Genomic DNA, 25,908 nt, shown 5'->3' on the forward strand with positions numbered 1-25,908 from the left:
CCACCTGGGTGAGCAGAACCCTCTTGACAGTACCCCGATCGATGGATAAGGCGCCCGTCAGCACGGGATGCGACGGTGCAGTGCGGGACGTGAAAGAATCGGACCTGGCTCACCGGTATCAACAGCGAGCAGGAGACACAGCACGATGCGCATCGGAGTTCTCACCGCAGGCGGCGACTGCCCGGGCCTGAACGCAGTGATCCGGTCGGTCGTGCACCGCGCGGTCGACAATTACGGCGACGAGGTCATCGGCTTCGAGGACGGTTACTCCGGCCTCCTGGACGGCCGCTACCGCGCCCTCGACCTGGACAGCGTCAGCGGCATCCTGGCCCGCGGCGGCACCATCCTCGGCTCCTCCCGCCTGGAGCGCGACCGGCTGCGCGAGGCGTGTGAGAGCGCCTCCGACATGATCCACGAGTTCGGCATCGACGCGCTGATCCCGATCGGCGGCGAGGGCACCCTCACGGCCGCCCGCATGCTGTTCGACGCGGGTCTCCCGGTCGTCGGCGTCCCGAAGACGATCGACAACGACATCTCCTCCACCGACCGCACCTTTGGCTTCGACACCGCGGTCGGCGTCGCCACCGAGGCGATGGACCGCCTCAAGACCACCGCCGAGTCCCACCAGCGCGTGATGGTCGTCGAGGTCATGGGCCGGCACGCGGGCTGGATCGCCCTGGAGTCCGGCATGGCCGCCGGCGCCCACGGCATCTGCCTGCCCGAGCGCCCCTTCGACCCGGCCGACCTGGTCAAGATGGTCGAGGAGCGTTTTGCCCGCGGCAAGAAGTTCGCCGTGGTCTGCGTCGCCGAGGGCGCCCACCCCGCCGAGGGCAGCATGGACTACGGCACGGGCGAGATCGACAAGTACGGCCATGAGCGCTTCCAGGGCATCGGCACGGCCCTGGCGTACGAGCTGGAGCGGCGGCTCGGCAAGGAGGCCAAGCCGGTCATCCTCGGCCACGTCCAGCGCGGCGGCGTCCCCACCGCGTACGACCGGGTCCTCGCCACCCGCTTCGGCTGGCACGCCGTGGAGGCCGCGCACCGGGGCGAGTTCGGCCGGATGACCGCGCTCAAGGGCACCGACATCGTGATGGTGCCGCTCGCGGAGGCGGTCACCGAGCTGAAGACGGTCCCGAAGGACCGGATGGACGAGGTGGAGTCGGTCTTCTAGGCACGCGTCCGGGCGGTCGCCGTTCCAGGGCTGTCTGTCGGCCGCCTGCCGGCCGTCTCGTTCTACGGCCGTGTCTCGACCGCCTCCCAGAACCGCTCCACGATCTCGGCCAGGAACTCCTGGCCGGCCTCGCCGGAGCGTGCGCCGCCCCCGCCCCAGCTCAGGGTGGACACCATCTGTCCCTGGTACTGCCGGTGCAGGTCCATGAGGGTCTCCTCCACCAGGCGCCGGTCCAGGGGCACGATCTTCGCGATCTGACGGACGTAGGCCTGCCAGCGGGTGCTGACCGCGCCGCGCAGGCATTCGGCGAGCCGCCTCTCGCGTCCTGTGACGGCGACGAAGTCCGGCAGGGTCAGCTCCAGCAGGTCGGCGAGGGCGGCGGACTGGCGGTCGGTGCCGCGCCACTCGTCGTGTTCCTCCATGCCGAGGTAGGCAAGCAGTTCGAGCCCCACGGCACGGGCCACGTCCTCGGGGGCGATGCCGCGCGCGACGCGGTGCTCGCGCAGGGTGCGGGGGCGGCCGATGAGTTCACCGGGGGAGCACCACAACACGCCCGCGAGAGCGGTGAGTTCCGGACTCGTGGGGCAGAGGGTCCCGCGTTCCCAGGCGACGACGAGATCAGGGGTGACGTAGGGGAGCCCGTACGAGACGCGCAGCCCGTAGGCCACGTGCTCGGGCCCCATGCCGAGGGCGACACGGAGTCTGCGGGCGGTGAGGTTGTCGAAGGGCGGTCCGGGCTGGTTCGGCAGGGCGGGTGGTCGGCGCACGGCCCACAAGCTAGGGGCGCGGGCGTGCGGTGACTACGGTCTGTTCGGCCAGTATCACGGATTGTGCGAACCTACGGTTTCGGCCGTGGGTTCGGGCTGGCCGAAGATCGTCTGTCGGCGGTGCGGGCGCGGTGGCGAGGATGGCGCCGGGTGCCCGCTCGGGTGGCCGGAAAGAGGTGTGATCTTCGTGTACGAAGTGAATGGCAAGGTAGAGGGGCATATTCGCGAGCGGCTGCTGGCGCCGAACTTCTGGCATCTCGCGACCGTCGGTCCGGACGGAGCGCCGCAGGTCTCGCCCATGTGGGCGGACCTCGAAGGTGAGTACGTCATGGTCAACACGGCGATCGGACGTGTGAAGGAACAAAACCTGCGGCGCAATCCGAACGTCTCCCTCTCCCACCACGACCCCGAGAACCCCTACGACCGCGTCGAGATCCGGGGCCGGGTGGTGCGCTTCGTCGAGGGCGAGAAGGCGGAGCGCTCCATGGACCGGCTCACGCAGAAGTACATCGGCGAGGAGCGCTACCCGTGGCTGCTGGCGGGCGAGCGGCGGGTGATGCTGCTGATCGAGCCGGTGCGGGTGCGCCGGGTGGTGGGGGTGGAGCCGTTCCGGCCGGGGGTGCTGCCCGAGGAGTGACCACGCGCTGCGGGGTCCGGGGGCGACGCGCCGCTCACGCGGCCCCCGGCCACTGGCTGACGCCCCCGTGAACCTTGACCGCGTGCGGCAGGGGGCAGTTGTGCTCCGGGGGCGTGGTCGGCGGAACATCGAGGTCATCGCGGGGTCTCCAAGGTGTGAAGGACGCGCGGCGCACGCACGCGTGTGGCGGGCCGGCGCAGACAGCGGCGGGCGGCCGGGGTGCCGGGCAGGGGTGACGTGAACAGGGCCAGCGAGATGACGACGGCGAGGACCTCGTCCCAGGTCTTGGGCTGCCAGTCGGAGGGCAGGCCCGCCTTGGCGAAGATGCTCTTGTCGAACCAGAGCCCCCGGGTGTCGGTGCCGTCCGGGACGCCGTACGTCTTGCCGTCCTCCGCCTTCGCCGCGGCCTTCGCGGTGTCGATGAACCGGTTCCAGTCCGGCCACTTGGCGAGGTAGGCGTCGAGGGGCTTCAAGTACCCGCTGGTGATGTCGGAGTTGATGAGGAAGGTGTCCTCGTAGACCAGGTCGGGCGCGGTCTTCGCGGAGCGGAGCATCTGCTGGAGCTTGGTGTATTACTCCGAGTCCGGGGCCTTGATGGGGACGAGCTCGACCTTCTTGCCGGGGTTCGCCTTCTCGAACTGCTTCTTGACGTCCCCGAGATGGTCGTCCATCACGTGGATCGAGTTGTCCGTGGACTGCTTGAAGGAGACCCTCACGGTGTCCGGATCGCCGCCGGAGCCGCCTCCGCAGGCGGTGAGGGCGGATGCGGTGAGGGCGGTGGCCCTCACGTCGTTGTGGCCGGGACGGCTGCCGTGTGAACGTAAGAGGAGTGGTCTAGTCAGGTCAATGAGCGTGCACCGGAAGGCTAGGGCTGCTGTCGGGTGACCCATCGGTACTGCAACTCCGGGCGCCCCACCGTCCCGTACTGCGGGCTGCGGGCCGCCCGGCCGGCGTCGACCAGATGCTCCAGGTAGCGGCGGGCCGTGATCCGGGAGATGCCGACCACCTCGGCGAGACCGGTCGCGGTGAGCCCCTCCGCGCAGTCCCGCAGCGCCACCGTCACCCGCTCCAGGGTCGGCGCGCTGAGCCCCTTCGGCAGGGCGGCCGGGCCCGGCGCCCGGAGTGTGGCCAGCGCGCGGTCCACCTCATCCTGACCGCTCGCCTCACCGGCCGACGCGTGGAACTCCGCGTACCGGATCAGCCGGTCGCGCAGGGTGGCGAAGGTGAACGGCTTCAGCACGTACTGCACGACCCCCAGCGAGACGCCCTCCCGGACGACCGTCAGGTCCCGGGCCGACGTCACCGCTATCACGTCCGCCTGATGCCCGGCCGCGCGCAGCTGACGGGCCAGCTGGAGGCCGTGCCCGTCCGGCAGATGCAGATCGAGCAGGAGCAGGTCCACGGCCGTACGGTCCAGCAGACGCCGGGCCTCGGCACCGGTGTGCGCCTTGCCCACCGCCGTGAAGCCAGGGACGCGGTTGACATACAGCACATGCGCGTCGGCGGCGACCGGATCGTCCTCGACGACCAGGACACGGATGGGCTGCGGGCCGGTCATATGTGGCCTCCGGGGAGGGTGGCACCTTCGGGGGCCGGGGAGCCGCTGGGCGGCGGGGGGTCTTCTGGGGCTGTGGGGCGCCGGGGCGGGGCGGGGGCTGCGGGGTTGGTGGAGGGTTTGGGGGGTGGGGTGTGATTGGGGGCCGGGGAGCTGTCCGGGGCCGTGGCGTGTTCGGGGACCGTAGAGCTTTCCGGGACCGTCGAGGTTTCCCGGAGCGTGGCGCTTGCGGGGCTCGGGGAGCCATCCGGGCCTGTGGCGTGTTCAGGCGCCGCAGATCCATCCTGGCCTGCAGCGCCTTCCCGGACCGTGGCGCTCTCGGGCACCGCAGCCCCTTCCGGTCCCGCCGCGCCCTCAGACTCCGCCGCGTCCTCGAAGCCGGCCGCGTTCTTGGAACCTGCCGTGTCTTCGAAGCCGGCCGCGTTCTCGGAGCCTGCCGTGTCCTTGAAGTCGGCCGCGTTCTCGGAGCCTGCCGTGTCCTTGAAGTCGGCCGCGGCCTCGGAACCTGCCGTGCCCTCGAAGCCCGCCCCGCCCGCAGACCCTGCCGCGTCCTCGAAGCCGGCCGCGTTCTCGGAACCGGCCGTGTCCTTGAAGCCGGCCGCGTTCTCGGAGCCGGCCGTGTCCTTGAAGCCGGCCGCGTTCTCGGAGCCTGCCGTGTCTTCGAAGCCGGCCGCGTTCTCGGAGCCGGCCGCGTTCTCGAAGTTGGGCGCGCTCTCAAAACCTGCCGCGTCTTCGAAGCCGGCCGCGTTCTCGGAGCCTGCCGTGTCCTTGAAGCCGGCCGCGGCCTCGGAACCGGCCGTGTCCTCGAAGCCGGCCGCGTTCTCGGAACCTGCCGTGCCCTCGAAGCCCGCCCCGCTCTCAGACCCCGTCACCCAGTCGAGCATCTCGGGCTCACCCCCCAGAGGGAGCCGTACCTGGAATTCCGCGCCGCCTCCCTCCGCCTCCGCGACGGACAGCGTGCCCTTGCAGCGGTTGACCGTCTGTCGTACGAGTGCGAGGCCCAGGCCGCGGCCGCCCGGACCCGCCGGCTTCGTCGAGAAGCCGCGCTGGAAGACCGCCTCGGCGTGGGCCGGGTCCACGCCCGCGCCGGTGTCCGAGACCCGCAGGACCAGCCCGCGGTCCTCTGCGTACGCCGTCACCGTCACCCGCGCCCGCACGCTGCCCTGCGCCGCGTCCACCGCGTTGTCGATGAGGTTGCCGAGGATCGTGACCAGGTCCCGGGCAGGGAGCGTGTCCGGCAGCAGCCCGTCGTCCAGGCGGCTGTCCTCCGACACGACCAGCTCCACGCCCCGCTCGTTCGCCTGCGCGGTCTTGCCCAGCAGCAGGGCGGCCAGCACCGGTTCGCCCACCGCCGCCACCACCTGGTCCGTGAGCGCCTGCGCCAGCTCCAGCTCCGCCGTCGCGAAGCCCACCGCCTGTTCCGCGCGGCCCAGTTCGATCAGCGAGACGACCGTGTGCAGCCGGTTCGCCGCCTCGTGGGCCTGCGAGCGCAACGCCTGGGTGAAGCCCCGCTCGGAGTCCAACTCACCCATCAGGGACTGGAGTTCGGTCACATCGCGCAGGGTCACCACGGTGCCGCGCTGCTCTCCGCCGGAGACCGGGGAGGTGTTGACGACCAGGACCCGCGTGGACGTCAGATGGACCTCGTCGACCCGTGGCTCGGAGGAGAGCAGCGCCCCCGTCAGCGGCGCCGGCAGCCCGAGGTCCGCCACCGACCGCCCGATCACCCCGTCCTGCGAGGACACGCCCAGCAACTCCCGTCCGCCGTCGTTGATCAGCGCGACACGGTACTGCCCGTCCAGCATCAGCAGCCCCTCGCGCACCGCGTGCAGGGCGGCCTGGTGATAGTCGTGCATCCTGCTGAGTTCGGCCGCGTTCATGCCGTGGGTGTGCCGGCGCAACCGGGCGTTGACGACGTAGGTGCCGACGGCACCGAGCGCGAGCGCGCCGCCCGCGACCGCGAGCAGGGCGGTGAGCTGGCCCTGCACCCGCTCGCTGATCTTCTCGACCTGGATGCCGGCGCTGACCAGACCGATGACCTTCCCGCGGTCGTCCTCGACCGGAGTGACCGCCCGGACCGAGGCGCCCAGCGTGCCGGTGTAGGTCTCGGTGAACGTCTGGCCCCCGAGCGCGCGCTCGGTGTTGCCGAGGAAGTGCTTGCCGATCTCCTTCTTGTCGGGGTGGGTCCAGCGGATGCCCTGCGGACTCATGATCGTGACGAAGTCGACCTCGGTGTCGGCCATGACCCGCAGCGCGTAGGGCTGGAGCCGTGCCGTCGGATTCGGCGTGGCGATGGCCGCCCGCACGGACGGCGAGTCCGCGACCGCCCGCGCCACGGCCCTGGCCTGAAGCCGCGCCGCGTCCTCGGCCTGGCCCCGGTCACTGACGTAGGTGAACAGCGCGTACCCCGCCACGACCACGGCGATCAGCACGGCCTGCATGGCGAAGAGCTGGGCCGCGAGGCTCCGGGGTCTCGGTACGGGGATGCGCATGTCGTCAGTGTGCCTCCATGGCTGATTGTGAACTAAATGAACGGAAGGGTGACCGCCCTCACAGGGCGGGAGATAGTCACGGCATTCCTTCAGAAGCCCGGACGTGAGCCGCACGCCGGTCATACCGACGAAGACGTCAAGGAGGGCAGCCGTGGCCGCCAGCACCCCCGAGAGGGCACCCGCAGTCAAAAAGGACCGCACTCACTACCTGTACATCGCGGTGATCGTCGCGGTTGCCCTCGGTATCACCGTCGGTCTGGTCGCCCCCGACTTCGCGGTCGAGCTGAAGCCGATCGGCACCGGGTTCGTGAACCTGATCAAGATGATGATCTCGCCGATCATCTTCTGCACGATCGTGCTGGGCATCGGCTCGGTGCGCAAGGCCGCCAAGGTCGGCGCGGTCGGCGGCATCGCCCTGCTCTACTTCACGATCATGTCGCTGGTCGCCCTGGGTATCGGCCTGGTCGTCGGCAACATCCTGGAGCCGGGCACGGGTCTCGCGGTGACCGACGCGATCAAGGACGCCGGCCACGCACAGGTGGACGCGGAGGCCAAGGACACCACCACCTTCCTGCTCGGCATCATCCCGACGACGATCGTCTCCGCCTTCACCGAGGGCGAGGTGCTGCAGACCCTGCTCGTCGCCCTGCTGGCCGGCTTCGCGCTGCAGGCCATGGGCTCGGCCGGGCAGCCGGTCCTGCGCGGGGTCGAGCACATCCAGCGGCTCGTCTTCCGTATCCTCGCCATGGTGATGTGGGCCGCCCCGATCGGCGCGTTCGGTGCCATGGCGGCGGTGGTCGGTTCCGCGGGGGTCGACGCCCTCAAGAGCCTCGCCGTCCTGATGCTCGGCTTCTACGTCACCTGTTTCCTCTTCGTCTTCATCGTGCTCGGCGTCATGCTGCGGATGATCGCGGGCCTCAACATCCTCACGCTCTTCAAGTACCTGGGCCGTGAGTTCCTGCTGATCCTGTCGACCTCGTCCTCGGAGTCCGCCCTGCCGCGGCTCATCGCGAAGATGGAGCACCTGGGCATCAGCAAGCCGGTGGTCGGCATCACCGTCCCGACCGGCTACTCCTTCAACCTCGACGGCACCATGATCTACATGACCATGGCGTCCCTGTTCATCGCCGACGCCATGGGCACGCCGATGTCGGTCGGTGAGCAGATCCCGCTGCTGCTCTTCCTGTTCGTCGCCTCCAAGGGCGCGGCCGGTGTCACCGGCGCCGGCATGGCGACCCTCGCGGGCGGTCTCCAGTCGCACAAGCCCGCCCTGGTGGACGGCATCGGCCTGATCGTCGGCATCGACCGCTTCATGAGCGAGGCGCGCGCCCTGACCAACTTCGCGGGCAACGCCGTCGCCACCGTCCTGATCGGCACCTGGACCAAGGAGATCGACCGCGAGCGCGTCGACCAGGTGCTCGCCGGTCACCTGCCCTTCGACGAGAAGACGCTCCTCGACCACGACCACGACGACGAGGACGTCACGGCGGACATCCCCGAGCAGGGCGGCGAGAAGGAGCTGGCCAAGGCCTGAGCGGCCGGACGCCGATGGCCGTACGGCCACACAGAGCCGGGTCGGGCCCGACCTGAACCCGGGCCCGGCTCCCGCCCCGGGCGGCCGAGTACTCCCCCGTAGCTCGGCCGCCCGGACCCACTCCCGAAGAACAGCTCAGTCGCTCAGTTTCGCCACCAGCGCGGTGGCCAGAGAGGCGGGTACGCCCGCCGCGGTCAGAACGGTGACCGCGGCGGAGCGGCCCGCCTCTTCCGCGTCCAGCAGCCCGTGGTTTACCGCCTCCATCACCGCGAACATCATCTGCTCGTGGACGTACGCCAGCGCGGGCGCCGGCAGCGGTGAGACGAAGACGCCCTCGTCCAGACCGCGCTGGAGCAGTTCGGTAGAGGCTTCGCGCACGGGGGCGAGCCGCTCGATGATGCCCTCCATCGTGACGCTGCGCTGGGCGAGCGCGACCAGGATGCGGTAGCGGTCGGCGACCTTCCAGACCGCGAGCACGGAGCCCGCCACGGCCTGCGCCAGATCGTCGATCCCCTCGCGTCCCGCCGCGTCGGCGGCCGCCACCGCCTCCACGGCCCCGTCGACGAGCGTGCTGATCAGCGCCTCACGGCTGGGGAAGTGGCCGTACACGGTCCGCCTCACGACGCCCGCGGCGCGCGCGATCTGGTCCATGGACGCATCCGGGTCGCGCAGCAGCTCGGCGAGTGCGACATCGAGGATGCGGCGGCGGTTGGCGTCGGCGCGAGTGGAGTGGCCCGTGGTCATGGCCGCCATTGTGCCCCCACCGGCTGGACTTGCACAGCGCTGTGCAGCAAGCGTACATTGCACAGCGTTGAGCAAATGCACATCACTGTGCAAGACCGCTGAGGAAGGCCACCCCTGCCATGCGACTCGTCATGACCGAACCGGTCGAGAAGATGGAGCGCCCCTACGCCCGCCGCTGGTGGGCCCTTCTCGTCCTCTGCCTCAGCCTGCTGATCATCGTGATGGCCAACACCGCCCTCACGGTCGCGGCCCCCGACATGACCGAGGACCTCGGGCTGTCGAGCGCCGACCTCCAGTGGGTCATCGACGGCTACACCGTCCCGTACGCCGCCCTGATGCTGCTGTTCGGCGCGATCGGCGACAAGTACAGCCGCCGCGGCGCACTGCTGCTGGGGCTCGGGGTCTTCGGCGGCGGCGCGGTCTTCGGATACGTCGCCGACAGCGCCACGACCGTCATCGCGGCCCGCGCGGTGATGGGCACCGGCGCCGCGATGATCATGCCGGCCACGCTGTCCCTGCTCGCCGCGACCTTCCCGCGCGGTGAGCGCGCCAAGGCGATCACGGTGTGGACCGCCACCTCCGGCGTGGCGATCGCGGCCGGTCCGCTGGTCGCGGGCGCGCTCCTGGAGCACCACGCCTGGACGTCGACGTTCCTGATCGACGTCCCGATAGCCGCCGTCGCGATCGTCGCGGCCCTCGTCCTCGTCCCGCCGTCCAAGGCCGCGAAGCACGGCCGTATCGACTACGTCGGCGGCCTGCTGTCGGTCGTGTGGATCGGCGCGCTGGTCTACATGATCATCGAGGGCCCGCACTTCGGCTGGCACGCCAGGGCGATCGCCGCCGCGCTGGTCGCGGGCATCGGTCTCGCCCTCTTCATCCTCTGGGAGCTGCGACACCCGCGCCCCGTCGTCGATGTCCGCCGCTTCACCGACCGCGGCTTCGCGGGCGCCAACCTCGCCGTCGCCCTGTTCTTCCTGGCCGTCTTCGGCGCCTTCTACTACCTCACCCAGCACCTCCAGTTCGTCCTCGGCTACAGCGCCCTGGAGACCGGCCTGCGCATGCTGCCGCTGGCCGGCGCGGTCTTCGTCGGCTCCGCCCTGACCGGGTTCCTCACCCCGCGGATCGGCATGAAGTGGACGGTCACCGCGGGCATGGTCGGCGGCACGGCGGCCCTCGCGCTGCTCACCCGGATCGACGCGAGTGCGTCGTACGGCGATTTCCTCGTGCCCCTGATGGTGCTGGGCCTGGCGATCGGCCTCGCCCTCTCGCCCGCCACGGACGCGATCATGGGAGCCTTCCCCGAGTCCGAACTGGGCGTCGGCGGCGCGGTGAACGACACCTCGATCGAACTCGGCGGCTCGCTCGGCATCGCGATCCTCGGCTCGCTGCTGGCGACCTCCTACGCGGACCACCTCTCCGACGCCACCGCCGGCAGCAGGCTCCCGGCCGCCGCCCTGTCCTCCGCCCAGGACTCCGTCGGCGCCGGATACACCGTCGCGCAGGGCATCGGCGAGAAGGCCCGGCAGGTCGCGGCGCAGGCCGCCGGGGCCACCGACCCGCAGCAGGCCGCCCAGCTGAAGGCGCAGGCCGGGCAACTCGCCTCCGGCGCGCGGCAGTTGGCGGACGCGGTCGGCTCGTCCTTCTCCGACGCGGTGGCGCACACCAGCCTGATCGGGGCGATCGTGCTGGGTGTCGGGACCGTCCTGGTCGCGGTGCTCCTGCCCGGCCGCACGTCCACGGAGCCCGCCCCCCGGGCCGAGGCGGAGAAGGAACTGGTCGACACCCACTGACTCACCGAATTCTTACCCGGCCCCACTAGCGTGCCGTCTCCGGACGGCACGCTTTTTCATCGGAGGCACACGGGGGATGAAGATCGACTGGGACCGGCGGACGTGCGCACGCCGCGGACATGTGACGTACGCGCCGGACGAACCCCGCCTCAGGGAGCGGCTGTATGCCGAGACCGCCGTGGGCGGGGTGTGGCGCTGCCTGCGCTGCGGCGACTTCGCCCTCGGTGAGCCGCACGGCTCGGGACCCGCGGACCACGCGCCCCTCGTCCCGCGCGGCAAGGTGCTCAGGGACCTGTTCGTGCTGCGCTTCCTCGCGCTCGAGCGGGCGGTGCGCGGGGTGTTCATCGTGCTGGCCGCGGTCGCGGTGTGGAAGTTCAGCAACAGCCAGGACGCGGTGCGCCGGCTCTTCGACGAGTATCTCGACGTCTTCCGGCCGGTGTTCAGGCACTTCCACTACGACCTCGACCACTCACCGATCGTCGACACCGTCCAGAAGACGTTCGGGTACAAGCACAACACCCTGGTCCTGGTGGCCGTGCTGCTGCTGGCCTACGCCCTCATCGAGCTCGTCGAGGCGGTCGGCCTCTGGTACGCCAAGCGCTGGGCGGAGTACCTGACCGTGGTGGCGACGGCCGCCTTCCTCCCGCTGGAGATCTACGAACTCACCGAACGCATCAGCTGGCTGAAGATCGCCACGCTGTTCCTCAACGTCCTCGCCGTCCTCTACATCCTCCTCGCCAAGCGCCTGTTCGGCCTGCGCGGCGGACACCGGGCCTTCGAGGAGGAACGGCACAGCGCGTCGCTGCTGGAGGTGAAGGAGGCCGGCGAGCGGAGCGAGCTCAGCGCCTCGGGTCAGGGTTCCCGGCACCGCTCCTAGGGCCCTGGCCTCCTAGTCCCCTAGGCCCACGGGTCGGTGATCTCCCGCAGCAGGGTCAGTGCCTCGCGCAGTTGCTTCATACGACGCCTGCCGAGGTGTTCCTCCCACTCCTTCTCCACCTCCGCGACCACCCCGTCGGCGACCTCCTTCGCCGCCCACGCCTTCGCCGCGCCGCGCACCAGCCGGGCCCGCTTGTCGGTCGGGTCCGGGACGCGGGTGACATAGCCCGCCTTCTCCAGCTGGTCGACCAGGAACCCCGCGGTCTGCTTGGTGATCTGGGCCTGTTCGGCCAGTTCCGTCAGCCGGGTGCCGTCGGGGCCGATGCGTTGCATGACCCGGGCCTGGGCGGGCGTGAAGTCGTCGAAGCCGGCTTCCGCGAGCGCGGCAAAGATGCGATTCTCCAGGGCCCGGTACGGGAGGAACAGGAGCAGCCCCGTGTTGAGCTCGCTCTCCGCCACCATCGTCGACGCTCCCTCGCACTGCTTGACATTGGTCAGAGTCTCTGACTACTTTGGTCAGAGAAGCTTACCACTTGAGTGGGTGATTCCCGTGGGTCCAGTGCTGGACACCGACGAGCTCTGGCAGATCGTCGACCAGGAGCGGGCGAGCCTGGCCGACCTGCTGGAGGGCCTGGGCCCGGGGGATTGGGAGACGCGCACGCGGTGCGGGGACTGGCGGGTCAGGGACCTCGCCGCGCATCTGACGGTCGCGGCGCGTTTCTCCTACGGCCGGGTGGTACGGGAGATGGTCCGTGCCCGGGGGAACTGGAACCGGATGATCCACGACTCGGCGGTTCGCGAGGCCGAACTGCCGGTCGCCGAGATCGTCGCCAACCTGCGCTCGATCATCGGCTCCCGCCGCCTCGCACCGACCACCTCGCCCCACGAACCCCTCCTCGACCTCCTCGTCCACGGCCAGGACATCGCGCTCGCCCTCGGCCGTGAGCGCCCGGTGCCGCCGGCTGCCGCCCGGGACGCCGCCGAGCGGGTGTGGACCATGCGCTTCCCGCCCCGCCCCTGGCCCCTGCCGAAGGCCCGGCTCGTGGCGACCGACATCGAGTGGACGCGTGGAACCGGGGAAGAGATCCGCGGCCCGATCACCTCCCTGCTCCTGCTGCTCACCGGCCGCCCGGAAGCGGCTCGGCAGTGGGCCGAAGGTGCCGGGCAGCCGTGGACCGGGGTCACGGCTTCCCCGGGCGTCTAGGGGGGTGCCGGGTCGGGTGGTCGGGCGGGTGCGGGGGCGTCGTGGCCGGGCGCGCGGTTCCCCGCGGGCAGCTGCGTGGGCTGGGCCGGGCGCCTACGGGGGTGCCGGGGCGGGTGGTCGGGCGGGTGCGGGGGCGTCGTGGCCGGGCGCGCGGTTCCCCGCGGGCAGCTGCGCTGGGCCGGGCGCTTACGGGGGTGCCGGGGCGGGTGGTCGGGCGGGTGCGGGTGTGTCGTGGCCGGGCGCGCGGTTCCCCGCGGGCAGCTGCGCTGGGCCGGGCGCTTACGGGGGTGCCGGGTCGGGTGGTCGGGCGGGTGCGGGCGCGTCGTGGCCAGTCGCGCGGTTCCCCGCGCCCCTGAGGGGTTGCCGTCACGCCGCGCCACTAGGAACTGTTCGCCATCCCCCTGCGCCCCATCGCGCGTCACCACGGCCGTCGGCCGGGTGCCATGCCCAGGCGTCGTAAGTCAGGTCTCCTTTCCCAGGGTTTCGGCCACGGCTCGCGGCAGCCATTGGTGTACGTCGCCGAAGGTGAAGCCGAGGCGGGTGGCCCGGAAATTGTCCATGCCGTAGGAGCGGGCGAAGGAGAACGGTGAGACCTCGCCGAACTCGACCAGTTGGAGGAGCGTCTTGCCCTCGGGGAAGTGCTCGGCGACCGCCCTGCACAACTCCTCCGTGCCCAGCAGCCCGTGGGAGGCCGCGTTCACCGGGCCGGTGAAGTCCTGGCCCACCGTCCAGGCGAGGAAGTCGGCGATCTCCTCGACGTGGATGTAGGTGGCGGGCTGGTTGTCGACCGGGACGGCGATGGGCTCGCCGGTGCGGATACGGTCGGCGTAGTGGGCGAGGCGTCCGGTGAAGTCGTCGGCGCCGCCCAGGACGTGGGCCACGCGGACCGTCGTCACGGGAAAGGCGGGGTCCGTCGCGAAAACGGATTCCGCCTGCCGCTTTCCCTCGCCGTAATGGGAATCGAGGAATGCGGGGTCGTCCCAGGGAAGGCCGACATCGACGGATACGGTCGTCGGGTCGACGGCGTCCTCTCGCACGAGGGCGATCGAGTCCTCGTATTCGTACACCTCCACCGTCGAGGTCATCACATAGCGCCGGGCGCGTCCGGCGAAGACCCGGTGGGCGATCGCCGCCTGGCGCGGGGTGTAGCAGACCTGGTCGACCACGACGTCGAAGGTGCGCGAGCCCAGGGCGCTGTTCAGCGAGCCCTCGTCGTCGCGGTCGCCGAGCAGGTGAACCGCCCCGGGCGGAGGTGCGGACGAGCCCCGGTTGAGGACCGTGACCCGGTCGCCGGCGGCCAGAAGACGTGCGATCAGGCGCTTGCCGACATAGCGGTTGCCGCCGATGACCAGTACCTCACGGGGAGTTTCCATGGCCATAATTCTCCCGGCGTACATCCGCGCATTGAAGGGGGAACCATGGGAGTTCAGGCGACGGCACCGAAAGAACCACGGCAGCTGCGTCCCACCGCCGACGAAACCTCGGTGGCCTTCGACGCGCTGGACCGGCAGATCCTGGAACTCCTGCAGACCGACGGCCGGATCAAGCTCAGTGAGCTGGGCCGCCGGGTGCGGCTGAGCCCGGCGGCGGTCACCGAGCGGGTGCGGCGGCTGGAGGCGGCAGGCGTGATCGGCGGCTACGGCGCCCACGTGGTCCCGGCCCGGCTCGGCTACGGCATCCAGGCGTTCATCAGGGTCAGCCCGCACGGCGGCTACACCCTGAGGCATCCGAGGACCCTGGAACTGCTGGAGCGCCCCGAGATCATCGAGGTGCACCACGTGGTCGGCGAGGACTGCTGGATCCTCAAGGTCGCCGTCCGCGACACCGTCCACCTGGAGGAGGTCCTCGAGGAGGTCTCCGCCCTCGGCCGCACCACGACGTCGATCGTGCTGACCACCCCGGTCCAGCGCAAACCACTCTTGCCTTGACGTCGGCGTAAAGGATTACGTTCGTGGACATGCGAATCGGCGAGCTGGCCGCACGGGCCGGGACCACCACGCGGACGCTGCGCTACTACGAGGCGCGGGGCCTGCTGCCCGCGCGACGCGGCCACAACGGATACCGGACCTACGACGAGGACGACCTGAAGCTGCTCCGGCAGATCCGGACGCTCCAGGACTTCGGGTTCGACCTGGAGGAGACGCGGCCGTTCGTGGAGTGTCTGCGGGCCGGCCACCCCGAGGGCGACTCGTGCCCCGCCTCACTCGCGGTCTACCGGCGCAAGCTCGGTGAACTGGACGCGCTGATAGGTGAGTTGCAGACCGTGCGCGCCCAGGTCGGGCAGCAGTTGGAGCGGGCCGAGCGGGCGCGTGACGGGCTGGCAGCCGACGCGCAGGTTCCGGGCGGTCCGGAGCCGGAGTGCGAACTGGGAGGGATCCACAGGTGATCAAGGCAGCGGGTGTGGCCGAGGTGACGGACGCGGACTTCGAGACGGAGGTGCTCGGGTCGGAGCTGCCGGTGCTGGTGGAGTTCACCGCCGACTGGTGTCCGCCGTGCCGGCAGATGGGGCCGGTGCTCACGGCTCTCGCCGCGGAGGAGGGCGAGCGGCTCAAGGTGGTCCAGCTGGACGTCGACACCAATCCGCTGACCACGAACGCCTACAAGGTGCTCTCGATGCCCACCTTCATGGTGTTCCGGGCCGGGGAGCCGGTGCGGTCGATGGTGGGGGCGAGGCCCAAGCGGCGGCTGCTGGAGGAGCTGACGGACGTCCTGTGAGCCCGGTGAGCTGAGGCAATACAAAGAAATCCCCCGCGCGATTGCGCTCGGGGGATTTCTTTGCGTATATTCTTTGATTCGCGACTTCATGACGGTCTATAAAGCATGGGTCGCAAAGAAGCTCAGTGAGCGCAGTATATCCGGGCGGGAGTGGAATTGTCAAACACCGGCTTTCCGGACGATGAATTGCGGCAGGAACAGGAATTCATCGACGGGCTGTACGCACATGTGGACGCCCTGCGCGGCGACACCGAGGTCTCCGTCACGGACGCGCTCGCCCAGGGCAACACCCCCATGCAGGCCCGCCTCGAGCGGGACATCCTGGTCGCCGAGCGCTCGGGACTGCTGGCCGCGCTGAACGCGGTCGACGGCTCCCTCTGCTTCGGCCGGATCGACCTCACCTCGGGCACCACCCATCACATCGGCCGGATCGGACTGCGCACCGAGGACGCCGAACGCACCCCGATCCTCATCGACTGGCGGGCCGACGTGGCCCGTCCCTTCTACCTGGCCACCGGCCACACCCCGATGGGCCTGCGCCGCCGCCGGCACATCGGCACCGAGGGCCGCCGGGTGACCGACCTGCACGACGAGATCCTCGACCTCGGCGACCAGGAGCGGACCGGCCACGAGGACCCGAGCGGTGACGCCGTTCTGCTCGCCGCGCTCAACTCGGCGCGCACCGGCCGCATGAGCGACATCGTGCAGACCATCCAGGCCGAGCAGGACGAGATCATCCGCGCGCCCCACCGCGGGGTGCTGGTGGTCGAGGGCGGGCCGGGCACCGGCAAGACGGCCGTCGCCCTGCACCGGGCCGCGTATCTCCTGTACGAACACCGGGAGTTGCTGGCCAAGCGGGCCGTGCTGATCGTCGGTCCCAACCCGGCCTTCCTCGGTTACATCGGCGAGGTGCTGCCCTCGCTGGGCGAGACCGGGGTGCTCCTCGCGACGGTCGGGGAGCTCTTCCCCGGTGTGCGGGCGACGGCGACCGACAGCCGCGCGGCGGCCGCGGTGAAGGGGCGGGCCGCCATGGCGGACGTCCTCGCCGACGTCGTACGCGACTGGCAGGCCCTGCCCGACCCGGTGATCGCGATCGAGCACGACCGGGAGATCCTCATGCTCGACGACGGCCTGGTGAAGGTCGCCCGCGAGAAGACCCGCGCCGCCCGGCTGCCGCACAACGTGGCCCGTGAGCACTTCGAGGGTCACATCCTCAACACGCTCACCGACATGGTCGCCGAGCGCATCGGCACCGACCCGTTCGACGGGACGAACCTGCTCGACCCGAGTGACATCACGCAGATCCGCGACGAACTCGCCGAGAACCCCGAAGTCTGGGCCGCCATCGAGCAGTTGTGGCCACGCCTGACCCCGCAGCGACTGGTCGCCGACTTCCTCGCCGACCCCGTCGGCTACCTCCCCGACGAGGACGCGGCCGCCATCCGCCGCCCGGTGACCCGGGGTTGGACGGTGGCGGACGTGCCCCTGCTCGACGAGGCGGCCGAACTCCTCGGGGTGGACGAGCGGGTGGCGCGGGCCCGGGCCGAGCGTGAGCGCGAGACGCAGGTCGCGTACGCGCAGGGCGTGCTGGACGTGTCGTACGCCTCGCGCACCTACGAGTTCGACGACAAGGACGAGGAGGACTCCGAGGTCCTGTCCGCGCACGACATCATCGACGCCGAGCGTTTCGCCGAGCGGCAGGAGGAGGACGACCACCGCAGCGCCGCCGAGCGCGCGGCGGCCGACCGCACCTGGGCGTTCGGGCACATCATCGTCGACGAGGCGCAGGAACTGTCGCCGATGGCCTGGCGGTTGCTCATGCGGCGCAGCCCGACCCGCTCGATGACGCTGGTCGGCGACCCGGCGCAGACCGCGGAGGCGGCGGGCGTGGGTTCCTGGCAGAAGATCCTGGAGCCCTACGTCCAGGACCGCTGGGAGCACGCCAGGCTGGGCGTCAACTACCGCACGCCGGCCGAGATCATGGAGCTCGCGGCGGCCGTCGTGCGCGCCTCGGACCCCGGCTTCGAGCCGCCGAGCTCGGTGCGGTCGACCGGGGTACGGCCATGGGTGCGGGCCACCGACGACCTGCCCGGCGCGGTCGCGGAGGCGGTGAAGGAGCTGACCCCCGCCGAGGGGCGGCTCGCGGTCATCGCGCCGCGCCATCTGCACCGCAGGCTGGCGGCGCGGCTCGACGGGGTGACGGCGGGCGCGGAGCCGGACCTGACGCGGACCGTCGTACTCCTGGACCCCCGGCAGTCGAAGGGGCTCGAGTTCGACTCCGTGCTCGTGGTCGAGCCGGCGCTCTACGGCACGAGTGACCTGTATGTCGCGCTGACCCGGGCGACCCAGCGGCTGGGGGTGCTGCACACGGGCCGGCTGCCGAAGGCGCTGGTCGACACATCAGTCCCGGGGATCACCAAGACGTAACAGTTCACGCCATGGTCACTGCTTGTGCACGGCCGGTGCGGTATGCGTTGCGGTATGGAAGCCCATTCCGACGCGACCCCGCCGGCCGAAGGCCCCGTACTCGGGTCGCTGTCCGTCGAACCGCTGCTCACCGCCGAATTCGACGTCGACCCCGGGGCGGTGTACGAACGGCTGCGCGGCACCTACGGGCCGGTCGCGCCGGTCGGTCTGCTGGGGGTGCCGGTGTGGCTGGTCCTCGGGTACACCGAGGTGACCGAGGTGCTGCGGAACGAGAACCTGTGGCGGCGGGACATCCGGTACTGGCGGGCGCGGGCCGAGGGGCGGCTGCCGCGGGACTGGCCGCTGCTGGCCGGTTACGAGGTACGGCAGATGATGTTCATGGACGACGAGGAGCATCTGAGGGCCCGGCGTACGCATCACTCGGCACTGAGCCCCTTCCAGGACGCGCGGAGTCCGGAGGGGTGGGAGCTGCGGGCCGCGGTCGCGCGGTACGCCGACGAGCTGGTCGGGATGCTGGCCGCCGAATCGGGGACCGTCGGGTTCGCCGACCTCGGGGCGCAGTTCACGCGGCCCCTGCTGCTGATGGTCACGACCAAACTGTTCGGCTGCCCTGTGGAGTTGGGCGACGAACTGGTCATGGACCTGTGGCGGATGCTGGACGGCGGACCCGACTCCGGACCGGCGACGGCGCGTGCGCTCGGGGCCTTCACCCGGCTCGCCGCGCATCGCAGGGGCCGGCCGGGTGACGACCTCACGTCGTACATGCTGCTCGCGGACCCCGGGTTGTGCGACGAGCAGCTCGGGCGGGAGCTGTTCATGAACGCCGTGTACCTGAACGACATCACCGGGAACATGGTGCTCAACACCCTGCTGGAGGTGTTGCGGGGGAACGCGACGGTCCGCCGGAGCCTGTCGGCGGGGCAGCTGGGAGAAACGGTCAACCGGGCGGCGCTGGCGAACCCTCCGGTGGCCAACATGTGCTTCCGCTTCGCGGCACGGGATGTGCGGTTGGGGGAGGTGTGGGTGCGGGCGGGGGACGCGGTGTCCCCCTCCGCCGCGGCCGCCCACCGCGACCTGCTGGCGATCAGCTCCTCGCACCTGGTCGGATCGACGGTGTCCACCCGGGCGCATCTGGGGTGGGGCGCGGGCCCGCACCAATGCCCGGCTGCGGCACGCGAGTTGGGTGGGACGATCGTGGCGACCGCGGTGGGACGCGTCCTCGACCACTTCGCGCGCGCGGAACTCACCCTTCCTCCCGACCAGTTGCCCTGGCGGTCGGGGCCGGTGGTGCGAGGCCTCAGAGTGCTGCCGGTGCGCTACGAACTGCGGGCGGGGGTGCTGCCGACGCAGCGGCCGAAACCGTCCGAACGGTCCGCCGCGCCGACCGCCGACGGATACGCCCGACGGCTGCTCTCGGTGCTTCGGCGGTTCATGCCCGGAGGCAAGGAAGAAGACCGGATCCTTCCTTGAGGGACCCCAATGAAAGGTGACGGGACATTGATCCGGCACGACATTTTCGCGGACAGGGTGAAGACCGTTCTGGTCAGAGCCGGTCTGCCCATCGCCTCGACCTTCGACGCCACCCTGTCCTCCGGTGTCTATCTGGAGATCGCCGACGACGAGCGGCTGCCTCCCGAGGCGTTCCTCAGGTGGCGGGTGCATCCGATGCTCCAGGAGCACTTCAGGACCGTGCCCCACGACGAACTCCTGAGCGACCCCCAGGTACGGGAGCTCCGCGTTGCGCAGGACGCGATGAACGCCGTGATCACCGCGGTTCTCGACAACGCGGGCTTCCGTACCAGGACTGCGCGGGGTGAGCGGGCGGGAGAGATCCTCGTCGGCGAGTCTCCCGGCTGAGGCCGCGGTTCAGGCCGGCCGCAGCCACACCGTGGCCAGGGGTGGCAGTGTCACCTGGATGCTGGCGGGGCGGCCGTGCCAGGGCTGGGGGTCCGGTTTCAGGATGTCGGGGTTGGTGACGTCGCCGCCGCCGTACTTGGCGAGGTCGGTGTTCAAGGACTCCAGCCAGGCCGGGACGTCGTCCGGGGCGCCCAGCCGGTAGTTGGGGCGGACCACCGGGGAGAGGTTGGAGACCGCGAGGAGCGGGGAGCCCTCCGCGTCGTAGCGGAGGAAGGCGAAGACGTTGTCCTCGGACGCGTCGCCGACGATCCACTGGAAGCCCGCGGGGTTCGTGTCGCACTGCCAGAGGGCCGGGGTGTGGCGGTAGACGACGTTCAGGTCGCGGACCAGGTCGCGCACGCCCCGGTGCTCGGCCTCCGCGCCGTACGCCGGATCCAGCAGCCACCAGTCGGGGCCGTGGGCCTCGGACCACTCGGCGCCCTGGGCGAACTCCTGGCCCATGAAGAGGAGTTGCTTGCCCGGGTGCGCCCACATGAAGGCCAGGTAGGCGCGCAGGTTGGCCCGCTGCTGCCACCAGTCGCCCGGCATCTTCGAGACCAGTGAGCCTTTGCCGTGCACGACCTCGTCGTGGGAGATCGGCAGGACGTAGTTCTCGCTGTACGCGTACACCATCGAGAACGTCATCTCGTGGTGGTGGTACTTGCGGTGCACGGGCTCGTGGGCCATGTAGTCCAGCGAGTCGTGCATCCAGCCCATGTTCCACTTCAGGCCGAAGCCGAGACCACCGAAACCCCCGGGACCCATGTGATGCGTCGCGCGCGTCACGCCGTCCCAGGCAGTGGACTCCTCCGCGACCGTCACCACGCCCGGGACCCGCCGGTACACCGTCGCGTTCATCTCCTGGAGGAAGTCCACCGCGTCCAGGTTCTCCCGGCCGCCGTGCACGTTCGGGACCCACTGGCCCGGCTCGCGCGAGTAGTCGAGGTAGAGCATCGAGGCGACCGCGTCGACCCGCAGGCCGTCGATGTGGAACTCCTCGCACCAGTAAATGGCGTTCGCCACCAGGAAGTTGCGGACCTCACGGCGGCCGTAGTCGAACTCCAGCGTGCCCCAGTCGGGGTGGGCCGAGCGGAGCGGGTCCTCGTGTTCGTACAGGGGGCGGCCGTCGAACTCGGCGAGCGCCCAGTCGTCGCGCGGGAAGTGCGCCGGCACCCAGTCCATCAGGACGCCGATACCGGCCTGGTGGAGCGCGTCGACCAGGTACTTGAAGTCGTCCGGGGTGCCCAGGCGTGCCGTCGGCGCGTAGAAGCCGGTGACCTGGTAGCCCCAGGAGCCGCCGAAGGGGTGCTCGGCGACCGGCATCAGCTCGACGTGGGTGAAGCCCATGTCCTTGACGTAGGCGGGCAGTTGCTCGGCGAGCTGACGGTACGTCAGGCCCGGTCGCCAGGACGGGAGATGGATCTCGTAGACCGAGAAGGGGGCCTCGTGGGCAGGGGCGCCGGCCGCCCGCTTCGCCAGCCACTCCTCGTCCTGCCACTCGTGGTGCGAGGCGTGGATGATCGAGGACGTGTTGGGCGGGACCTCGGTGCGCCGGGCCAGCGGGTCGGCGCGCAGGGTCTTGGAGCCGTCGGGGCGGGTGATCTCGAACTTGTACAGCTCGCCCTCGCCGACACCGGGCACGAACAGCTCCCAGACTCCGGTGCCGCCGAGCGAGCGCATGGCGAACGCCGAGGGGTCCCAGAAGTTGAAGGTGCCGGCCACCCGCACACCGCGCGCGTTCGGCGCCCACACCGTGAAGCGTGTTCCCGCCACGCCCTGGTGGGTCATGGGCTGCGCGCCCAGCGCCGTCCACAACTGCTCGTGCCGGCCCTCGCCGATCAGATGCAGGTCGAGGTCACCGAGCGCGGGCAGGAAGGCGTACGCGTCCTCGGTCTCCTGGACCGTCTCCTGGTACGCCACGAGCAGCCGGTAGGAGGGCACCTCGCTCAGGGGCACCAGGCCGGAGAAGAAGCCGTCACCGTCGTCGTGCAGTTCCGCACGCACGTCCCCGGCCAGGACCGTGACACCCGTGGCGTAGGGACGGAACGTCCGGAAGGCCACCCCGCCGGGAACCCGGTGCGCGCCGAGCACCCCGTGCGGATCGTGGTGGGTGCCGGACAGCAGCCGCTCCCGGTCGCCGCCGTCGAGGGCGGGGGAGACGGGTACCTCCGACGGCGGCACGGACGCAGGGGCGGTGGCCTCTTCGGCAGTGACCGGCGCGAGCGGCTCCACGACGGCGTCCTCGGCGGCCACCTTCGGCGTCACGGTCTTCTTCGCGGTCACCTTCTTCACTACGGCCTTCTTCGCCGTGGTCTTCTTGACGGCTGCCTTCTTGGCGGTCGCCTTCTTCACGACAGGCTTGTCGACCGCCGCATCCTTGACCAGTGCCTTCTTGGCAACGGCCCGCTTGGCAACGTCCTTCTCGGCGCCGGCCTTCTTCGCGGCGCCGACCTTCTTGGCGACCGCCTTCACGATGCCCGCCGCGTCGGCAGCCGTCTTCCCGGGACCGGCCTTCTTGGCGGGCGCCTTCTTGGCCACCGGCTCAGCCTTCTTCGCCGAGGCCTTCGTGGTCACTGCCTTCTCCGCGGCCTTCTTCTTCACAGTCTTCTTCGGGTCCGAACCGCTGGGGGTGGGCGGAGTCACGGGTAAAGCCTCCTCGGCGGGAGTCGGGTCGGTCAGATCAGGTCGGTTGTCGCGTACCGCGCGACCGCGGCCATCGGCACCTGCAGCCAGTCCGGGCGGTGCCGGGCCTCGTAGAGGACCTCGTATATGGCCTTGTCGGTCTCGTAGGCGCGCAGCAGCACCGGATCGGTCCGCGGGTCCACGCCGCTGACCTCGGCGTATCCGGAACAGTACGCGGCCCGGCAGGCTTCGGCCCAGCCCGGTACCGGCAGATCGGTCGAGTGTGCCGCGTAGTCGAAGGAGCGCAGCATCCCGGCGATGTCCCGGGCCGTGGGCTGCGGCAGCCGGCGTTCGGAGAGCGGCTTGGACGGCTCGCCCTCGAAGTCGATCAGCGACCAGTGCCCGGCGGCCGAGCGCAGGCACTGGCCGAGGTGGAGGTCGCCGTGGATGCGCTGCGCGGTCCAGGTGCTGCCCTCGGCGGCGAGATCGCCCAGCGCGGTGAAGGCGGAGCGCAGGCCCGGAGCGTGCGGCCGGAGCGCGGGCACCGCCTGTACGGCCGCCTCCAGCCGCTCGATCATGCCGTCGACCAGCAGGCGCAGCTGCTGGTGGCCCAGCGTCACGGTGGGCAGCGCCCGGGCGAGCGCGGTGTGCACCTCGGCGGTGGCCCGCCCGAGCGCGTGCGCCTCGGCGCTGAAGTCCTCGCCCTTGGCGAGCTCCCGCAGGGCCAGCTCCCAGCCGTCCGAGGCGCCCTGTACGAAGGGCTGGAGCACGCCCAGGGTGTACGGCTCCCCGTCCAGCTCCGCCCGCAGCCATCCGGTGGGCGCGGGCACCCGGGGGCAGCCCTCGCGGGCCAGCGCCAGCGGCAGCTCCAGGTCGGGGTTGACGCCGGGCACGACCCGGCGCAGGAGCTTCAGGATGAACGTATCTCCGTAGACGATCGACGAATTGGACTGCTCGGCGGTCATCACCCGGGCCACCAGGCCCTCCCGGATCTCCTGCTGCGGGTCCCGCCCGAAAGACAGCCCGCCGATCCGGTTCCCGGAGCGGATCGCCTCCAGGAGCAGTTCGGCGGGCAGTGGGTCGTAGAGGGCGTCGTACGCGGTACGGCCGGTGAGCGGGCCCTCCTCGACATGGCCGATCAGCGCGGGCGCCAGCCTGGGCGGCAGCGCCTCGCGCACGCCTATGAGGAGCTGGTAGCAGTCCCCGGGGTGCGGGGCGGAGCCCACGGTGAGCGGCTGGTGGGCGCGGACCAGCAGGTGGTAGAGGCCGAGCTTGGCGGTGGGCGGCAGCAGCTCGGTGGCCGCCACCAGGGAGAACCCGGTGACCGGGCGGCCCTTGCCCGCGAACCAGCGCTGCCGTGGCAGCCACTCGCGCAGGAGTGGATCAAGCGAGGCGAGGATGCCTGAACTTGTCGTGGCGGTACGCGTGACGGCTTCCGACATGGGGTGGCGTCCTTTCCCCGGGCTGGCTGGTCGGGGTGTTACTGATGCGTGCCCCGGGTGGGGCGGTGGAAACCGCCCCACCCCGGCCTTCGTCGGCTAGGCGGCTTCCTTGCGGAGCCGGAACCAGTAGAACCCGTGCCCGGCGAGCGTCAGCAAGTACGGCAGATCACCGATGGCCGGGAACCGCACCCCGCCGAACAGCTCGACCGGATGCCGTCCGTTGAAGGCACTCAGGTCCAGTTCCGTCGGCTGCGCGAACCGGGAGAAGTTGTGGACGCACAGGACCAGGTCGTCCTCGTACTCCCTCAGGAACGCGATCACCGCCGGGTTCGACGACGGGAGCTCGGTGTAGGAGCCGAGGCCGAAGGCGGCGTTCTGCTTGCGGATCTCGATCATCCGGCGGGTCCAGTGCAGCAACGAGGAGGGCGACGCCATCGACGCCTCGACGTTGGTGACCTGGTAACCGTAGACCGGGTCCATGATGGTCGGCAGATACAGCCGCCCGGGGTCACTGGAGGAAAACCCTGCGTTACGGTCCGGTGTCCACTGCATCGGGGTGCGGACCGCGTCCCGGTCGCCGAGCCAGATGTTGTCGCCCATGCCGATCTCGTCGCCGTAGTAGAGGATCGGCGAGCCGGGCAGGGACAGCAGCAGGGCGGTGAACAGCTCGATCTGGTTGCGGTCGTTGTCGAGCAGGGGGGCGAGCCGACGGCGGATGCCGATGTTGGCGCGCATCCGCGGGTCCTTGGCGTACTCGGCCCACATGTAGTCGCGTTCCTCGTCGGTGACCATTTCCAGGGTCAGCTCGTCGTGGTTGCGCAGGAAGATGCCCCACTGGCAGTTGGCCGGGATGGCCGGGGTCTTGGCGAGGATCTCCGAGACCGGGTAGCGGGACTCGCGGCGGACGGCCATGAAGATGCGGGGCATGACCGGGAAGTGGAAGGCCATGTGGCATTCGTCGCCGCCGGACTCGTAGTCGCCGAAGTAGTCGACGACGTCCTCCGGCCACTGGTTGGCCTCCGCCAGGATCACCGTGTCCGGGTAGGAGGCGTCGATCTCCTTGCGCACCCGCTTGAGGAACTCGTGGGTTGCCGGAAGGTTTTCGCAGTTGGTGCCTTCCTCCTGGTAGAGGTACGGCACGGCGTCGAGGCGGAAGCCGTCGATGCCCAGGTCCAGCCAGAACCGCAGTGCGGAGATCATCTCCTCCTGGACGGCCGGGTTCTCGTAGTTGAGGTCCGGCTGGTGGGAGAAGAAGCGGTGCCAGTAGTACTGCTTGCGGACCGGGTCGAAGGTCCAGTTGGACGCCTCGGTGTCGACGAAGATGATCCGCGCGTCCGGGAACTGCTTGTCGTCGTCGGCCCACGTGTAGTAGTCGCCGTAGGGGCCGTCGGGATCCCTGCGGGACTCCTGGAACCACGGGTGCTGGTCGCTGGTGTGGTTCATGACGAAGTCGATGATGACCCGCATGCCGCGCTGGTGGGCGGCGTCGACGAACTCCACGAAGTCGGCGAGGTCACCGAACTCCGGCAGCACGGCGGTGTAGTCCGAGACGTCGTAGCCGCCGTCCCGGAGCGGTGACTTGAAGAACGGCGGCAGCCACAGGCAGTCGACGCCCAGCCACTGCAAGTAGTCGAGTTTGGCGGTCAGGCCCTTGAGGTCGCCGACACCGTCGCCGTTGCTGTCCTGGAAGGAGCGGACCAGCACCTCGTAGAAGACCGCGCGCTTGAACCAATCCGGGTCCCGGTCCTTGGCGGGGGTGTCCTCGAAGGTGTCGTGGACGGGCTCGTTGACGATCATATTGTGGGTGACCCTCCGATCTGCGGGGTGGACGGTCGCAGGACGGTGAGGATGTGCGCGGGGCGAGTGCCCGGTTCGAGACGCACGTAGTTCGCCCTGCCCCAGTGGTAGGTCTCGCCGGTGAGCTCGTCGCGCACCGGCACCGACTCGTGCCATTCCAGGCCGAGTTGCGGCATGTCCAACGAGACCGTGGCCTCCTGGGTGTGGTGCGGATCGAGGTTCACGACCACCAGAACCGT

The 25,908-nt window shown here is 70.4% G+C and carries 21 protein-coding genes and 2 pseudogenes; 12 read left to right on the top strand and 11 right to left on the bottom strand.

The annotated features are described in order from the left end of the window. The first annotated feature begins 145 nt into the window (after window positions 1-145). On the top strand, window positions 146-1,171 hold the full coding sequence (locus tag ACIRP7_RS42330; RefSeq protein ID WP_352392136.1) for an ATP-dependent 6-phosphofructokinase: 1,026 nt from the start codon (window positions 146-148) through the stop codon (window positions 1,169-1,171). Window positions 1,172-1,233: 62 nt separating this feature from the next. Here ACIRP7_RS42330 and ACIRP7_RS42335 read toward each other — a convergent pair whose 3' ends face one another. Next, complete coding sequence (locus tag ACIRP7_RS42335; RefSeq protein ID WP_403671328.1) at window positions 1,234-1,938, bottom strand: helix-turn-helix domain-containing protein; 705 nt, start codon at window positions 1,936-1,938, stop codon at window positions 1,234-1,236. 178 nt (window positions 1,939-2,116) lie between these two features. Between ACIRP7_RS42335 and ACIRP7_RS42340 the strand changes: the two genes are divergently transcribed. Beyond that, the gene (locus ACIRP7_RS42340) at window positions 2,117-2,575 is read left to right on the top strand and encodes a PPOX class F420-dependent oxidoreductase (RefSeq protein ID WP_403671373.1); all 459 of its coding nucleotides are present in this window, start codon (window positions 2,117-2,119) and stop codon (window positions 2,573-2,575) included. A gap of 266 nt (window positions 2,576-2,841) precedes the next feature. Here the strand turns inward: ACIRP7_RS42340 and ACIRP7_RS42345 are convergent. From ACIRP7_RS42345 to ACIRP7_RS42355, 3 genes and pseudogenes are all read right to left on the bottom strand, one after another. Next, a pseudogene (locus tag ACIRP7_RS42345) lies at window positions 2,842-3,465 on the bottom strand (extracellular solute-binding protein); the annotation flags it as partial. Continuing rightward, on the bottom strand, window positions 3,441-4,133 hold the full coding sequence (locus ACIRP7_RS42350) for a response regulator (RefSeq protein WP_403671331.1): 693 nt from the start codon (window positions 4,131-4,133) through the stop codon (window positions 3,441-3,443). The gene ACIRP7_RS42350 and the pseudogene ACIRP7_RS42345, both read right to left, overlap by 25 nt. Next, window positions 4,130-6,622 carry an ATP-binding protein gene (locus ACIRP7_RS42355; protein ID WP_403671334.1) on the bottom strand — a complete coding sequence of 831 codons (2,493 nt, stop codon included), beginning with the start codon at window positions 6,620-6,622 and terminating at the stop codon, window positions 4,130-4,132. Before ACIRP7_RS42355 ends, ACIRP7_RS42350 begins: the two co-directional genes overlap by 4 nt. A gap of 151 nt (window positions 6,623-6,773) precedes the next feature. Between ACIRP7_RS42355 and ACIRP7_RS42360 the strand changes: the two genes are divergently transcribed. Beyond that, window positions 6,774-8,156: a cation:dicarboxylate symporter family transporter gene (locus ACIRP7_RS42360; RefSeq protein WP_403671337.1), complete on the top strand. Its 1,383-nt coding sequence runs from the start codon at window positions 6,774-6,776 to the stop codon at window positions 8,154-8,156. A 135-nt stretch (window positions 8,157-8,291) separates the two neighbouring features. Here the strand turns inward: ACIRP7_RS42360 and ACIRP7_RS42365 are convergent, their stop codons facing one another. Beyond that, the gene (locus tag ACIRP7_RS42365; RefSeq protein WP_403671340.1) at window positions 8,292-8,909 is read right to left on the bottom strand and encodes a TetR/AcrR family transcriptional regulator; all 618 of its coding nucleotides are present in this window, start codon (window positions 8,907-8,909) and stop codon (window positions 8,292-8,294) included. A gap of 110 nt (window positions 8,910-9,019) precedes the next feature. Between ACIRP7_RS42365 and ACIRP7_RS42370 the strand changes: the two genes are divergently transcribed. Together ACIRP7_RS42370 and ACIRP7_RS42375 are read left to right on the top strand one after the other, a co-directional pair. Beyond that, window positions 9,020-10,690 carry an MFS transporter gene (locus ACIRP7_RS42370; protein ID WP_403671343.1) on the top strand — a complete coding sequence of 557 codons (1,671 nt, stop codon included), beginning with the start codon at window positions 9,020-9,022 and terminating at the stop codon, window positions 10,688-10,690. A 76-nt stretch (window positions 10,691-10,766) separates the two neighbouring features. Continuing rightward, on the top strand, window positions 10,767-11,567 hold the full coding sequence (locus ACIRP7_RS42375; protein ID WP_403671346.1) for a DUF2127 domain-containing protein: 801 nt from the start codon (window positions 10,767-10,769) through the stop codon (window positions 11,565-11,567). Between the two features lie 20 nt (window positions 11,568-11,587). Here the strand turns inward: ACIRP7_RS42375 and ACIRP7_RS42380 are convergent, their stop codons facing one another. After that, window positions 11,588-12,028 carry a MarR family winged helix-turn-helix transcriptional regulator gene (locus tag ACIRP7_RS42380; protein ID WP_037901466.1) on the bottom strand — a complete coding sequence of 147 codons (441 nt, stop codon included), beginning with the start codon at window positions 12,026-12,028 and terminating at the stop codon, window positions 11,588-11,590. Window positions 12,029-12,125: 97 nt separating this feature from the next. On the opposite strand from ACIRP7_RS42380, the gene ACIRP7_RS42385 reads away from it, so the two are divergent. Then, window positions 12,126-12,770, top strand: a complete 645-nt coding sequence (locus tag ACIRP7_RS42385; RefSeq protein ID WP_403671376.1) for a maleylpyruvate isomerase family mycothiol-dependent enzyme — start codon at window positions 12,126-12,128, stop codon at window positions 12,768-12,770. Window positions 12,771-13,231: 461 nt separating this feature from the next. Here ACIRP7_RS42385 and ACIRP7_RS42390 read toward each other — a convergent pair whose 3' ends face one another. Beyond that, entirely contained in the window at window positions 13,232-14,143 is a 912-nt protein-coding gene (locus tag ACIRP7_RS42390; protein WP_403671350.1) for an NAD-dependent epimerase/dehydratase family protein, read from the bottom strand. 45 nt (window positions 14,144-14,188) lie between these two features. On the opposite strand from ACIRP7_RS42390, the gene ACIRP7_RS42395 reads away from it, so the two are divergent. From ACIRP7_RS42395 to ACIRP7_RS42420, 6 genes are all read left to right on the top strand, one after another. Next, window positions 14,189-14,698, top strand: a complete 510-nt coding sequence (locus ACIRP7_RS42395; protein WP_403671353.1) for an Lrp/AsnC family transcriptional regulator — start codon at window positions 14,189-14,191, stop codon at window positions 14,696-14,698. A gap of 29 nt (window positions 14,699-14,727) precedes the next feature. After that, a complete protein-coding gene (locus ACIRP7_RS42400) occupies window positions 14,728-15,156 on the top strand; it encodes a MerR family transcriptional regulator (protein ID WP_403671379.1) in 429 nt (142 codons plus the stop codon). After that, window positions 15,153-15,485, top strand: a complete 333-nt coding sequence (locus ACIRP7_RS42405; RefSeq protein WP_403671356.1) for a thioredoxin family protein — start codon at window positions 15,153-15,155, stop codon at window positions 15,483-15,485. The genes ACIRP7_RS42400 and ACIRP7_RS42405 overlap by 4 nt, the downstream gene beginning before the upstream one ends. A gap of 138 nt (window positions 15,486-15,623) precedes the next feature. Then, complete coding sequence (locus ACIRP7_RS42410) at window positions 15,624-17,912, top strand: HelD family protein (protein ID WP_403671382.1); 2,289 nt, start codon at window positions 15,624-15,626, stop codon at window positions 17,910-17,912. Between the two features lie 54 nt (window positions 17,913-17,966). Further along, window positions 17,967-19,382 carry a cytochrome gene (locus ACIRP7_RS42415; protein ID WP_403671359.1) on the top strand — a complete coding sequence of 472 codons (1,416 nt, stop codon included), beginning with the start codon at window positions 17,967-17,969 and terminating at the stop codon, window positions 19,380-19,382. A 27-nt stretch (window positions 19,383-19,409) separates the two neighbouring features. Next, window positions 19,410-19,769: a hypothetical protein gene (locus ACIRP7_RS42420; protein WP_403671362.1), complete on the top strand. Its 360-nt coding sequence runs from the start codon at window positions 19,410-19,412 to the stop codon at window positions 19,767-19,769. A 9-nt stretch (window positions 19,770-19,778) separates the two neighbouring features. On the opposite strand, the gene glgB is transcribed toward ACIRP7_RS42420, so the two are convergent. From glgB to ACIRP7_RS42440, 4 genes and pseudogenes are all read right to left on the bottom strand, one after another. Then, window positions 19,779-22,451 carry a 1,4-alpha-glucan branching enzyme gene (gene glgB / locus ACIRP7_RS42425; RefSeq protein WP_403671364.1) on the bottom strand — a complete coding sequence of 891 codons (2,673 nt, stop codon included), beginning with the start codon at window positions 22,449-22,451 and terminating at the stop codon, window positions 19,779-19,781. 32 nt (window positions 22,452-22,483) lie between these two features. Then, window positions 22,484-23,872 carry a maltokinase gene (locus tag ACIRP7_RS42430; protein ID WP_403671367.1) on the bottom strand — a complete coding sequence of 463 codons (1,389 nt, stop codon included), beginning with the start codon at window positions 23,870-23,872 and terminating at the stop codon, window positions 22,484-22,486. A 96-nt stretch (window positions 23,873-23,968) separates the two neighbouring features. Then, window positions 23,969-25,669, bottom strand: coding sequence for a maltose alpha-D-glucosyltransferase (treS, locus tag ACIRP7_RS42435; RefSeq protein ID WP_403671370.1), 1,701 nt, complete (start codon window positions 25,667-25,669; stop codon window positions 23,969-23,971). Beyond that, window positions 25,666-25,908 (bottom strand): annotated as a pseudogene (locus ACIRP7_RS42440) (alpha-1,4-glucan--maltose-1-phosphate maltosyltransferase); the annotation flags it as partial. The gene treS and the pseudogene ACIRP7_RS42440, both read right to left, overlap by 4 nt.

The organism is Streptomyces sp. NPDC102270 (genome assembly GCF_044766405.1).
Taxonomy (GTDB): domain Bacteria; phylum Actinomycetota; class Actinomycetes; order Streptomycetales; family Streptomycetaceae; genus Streptomyces.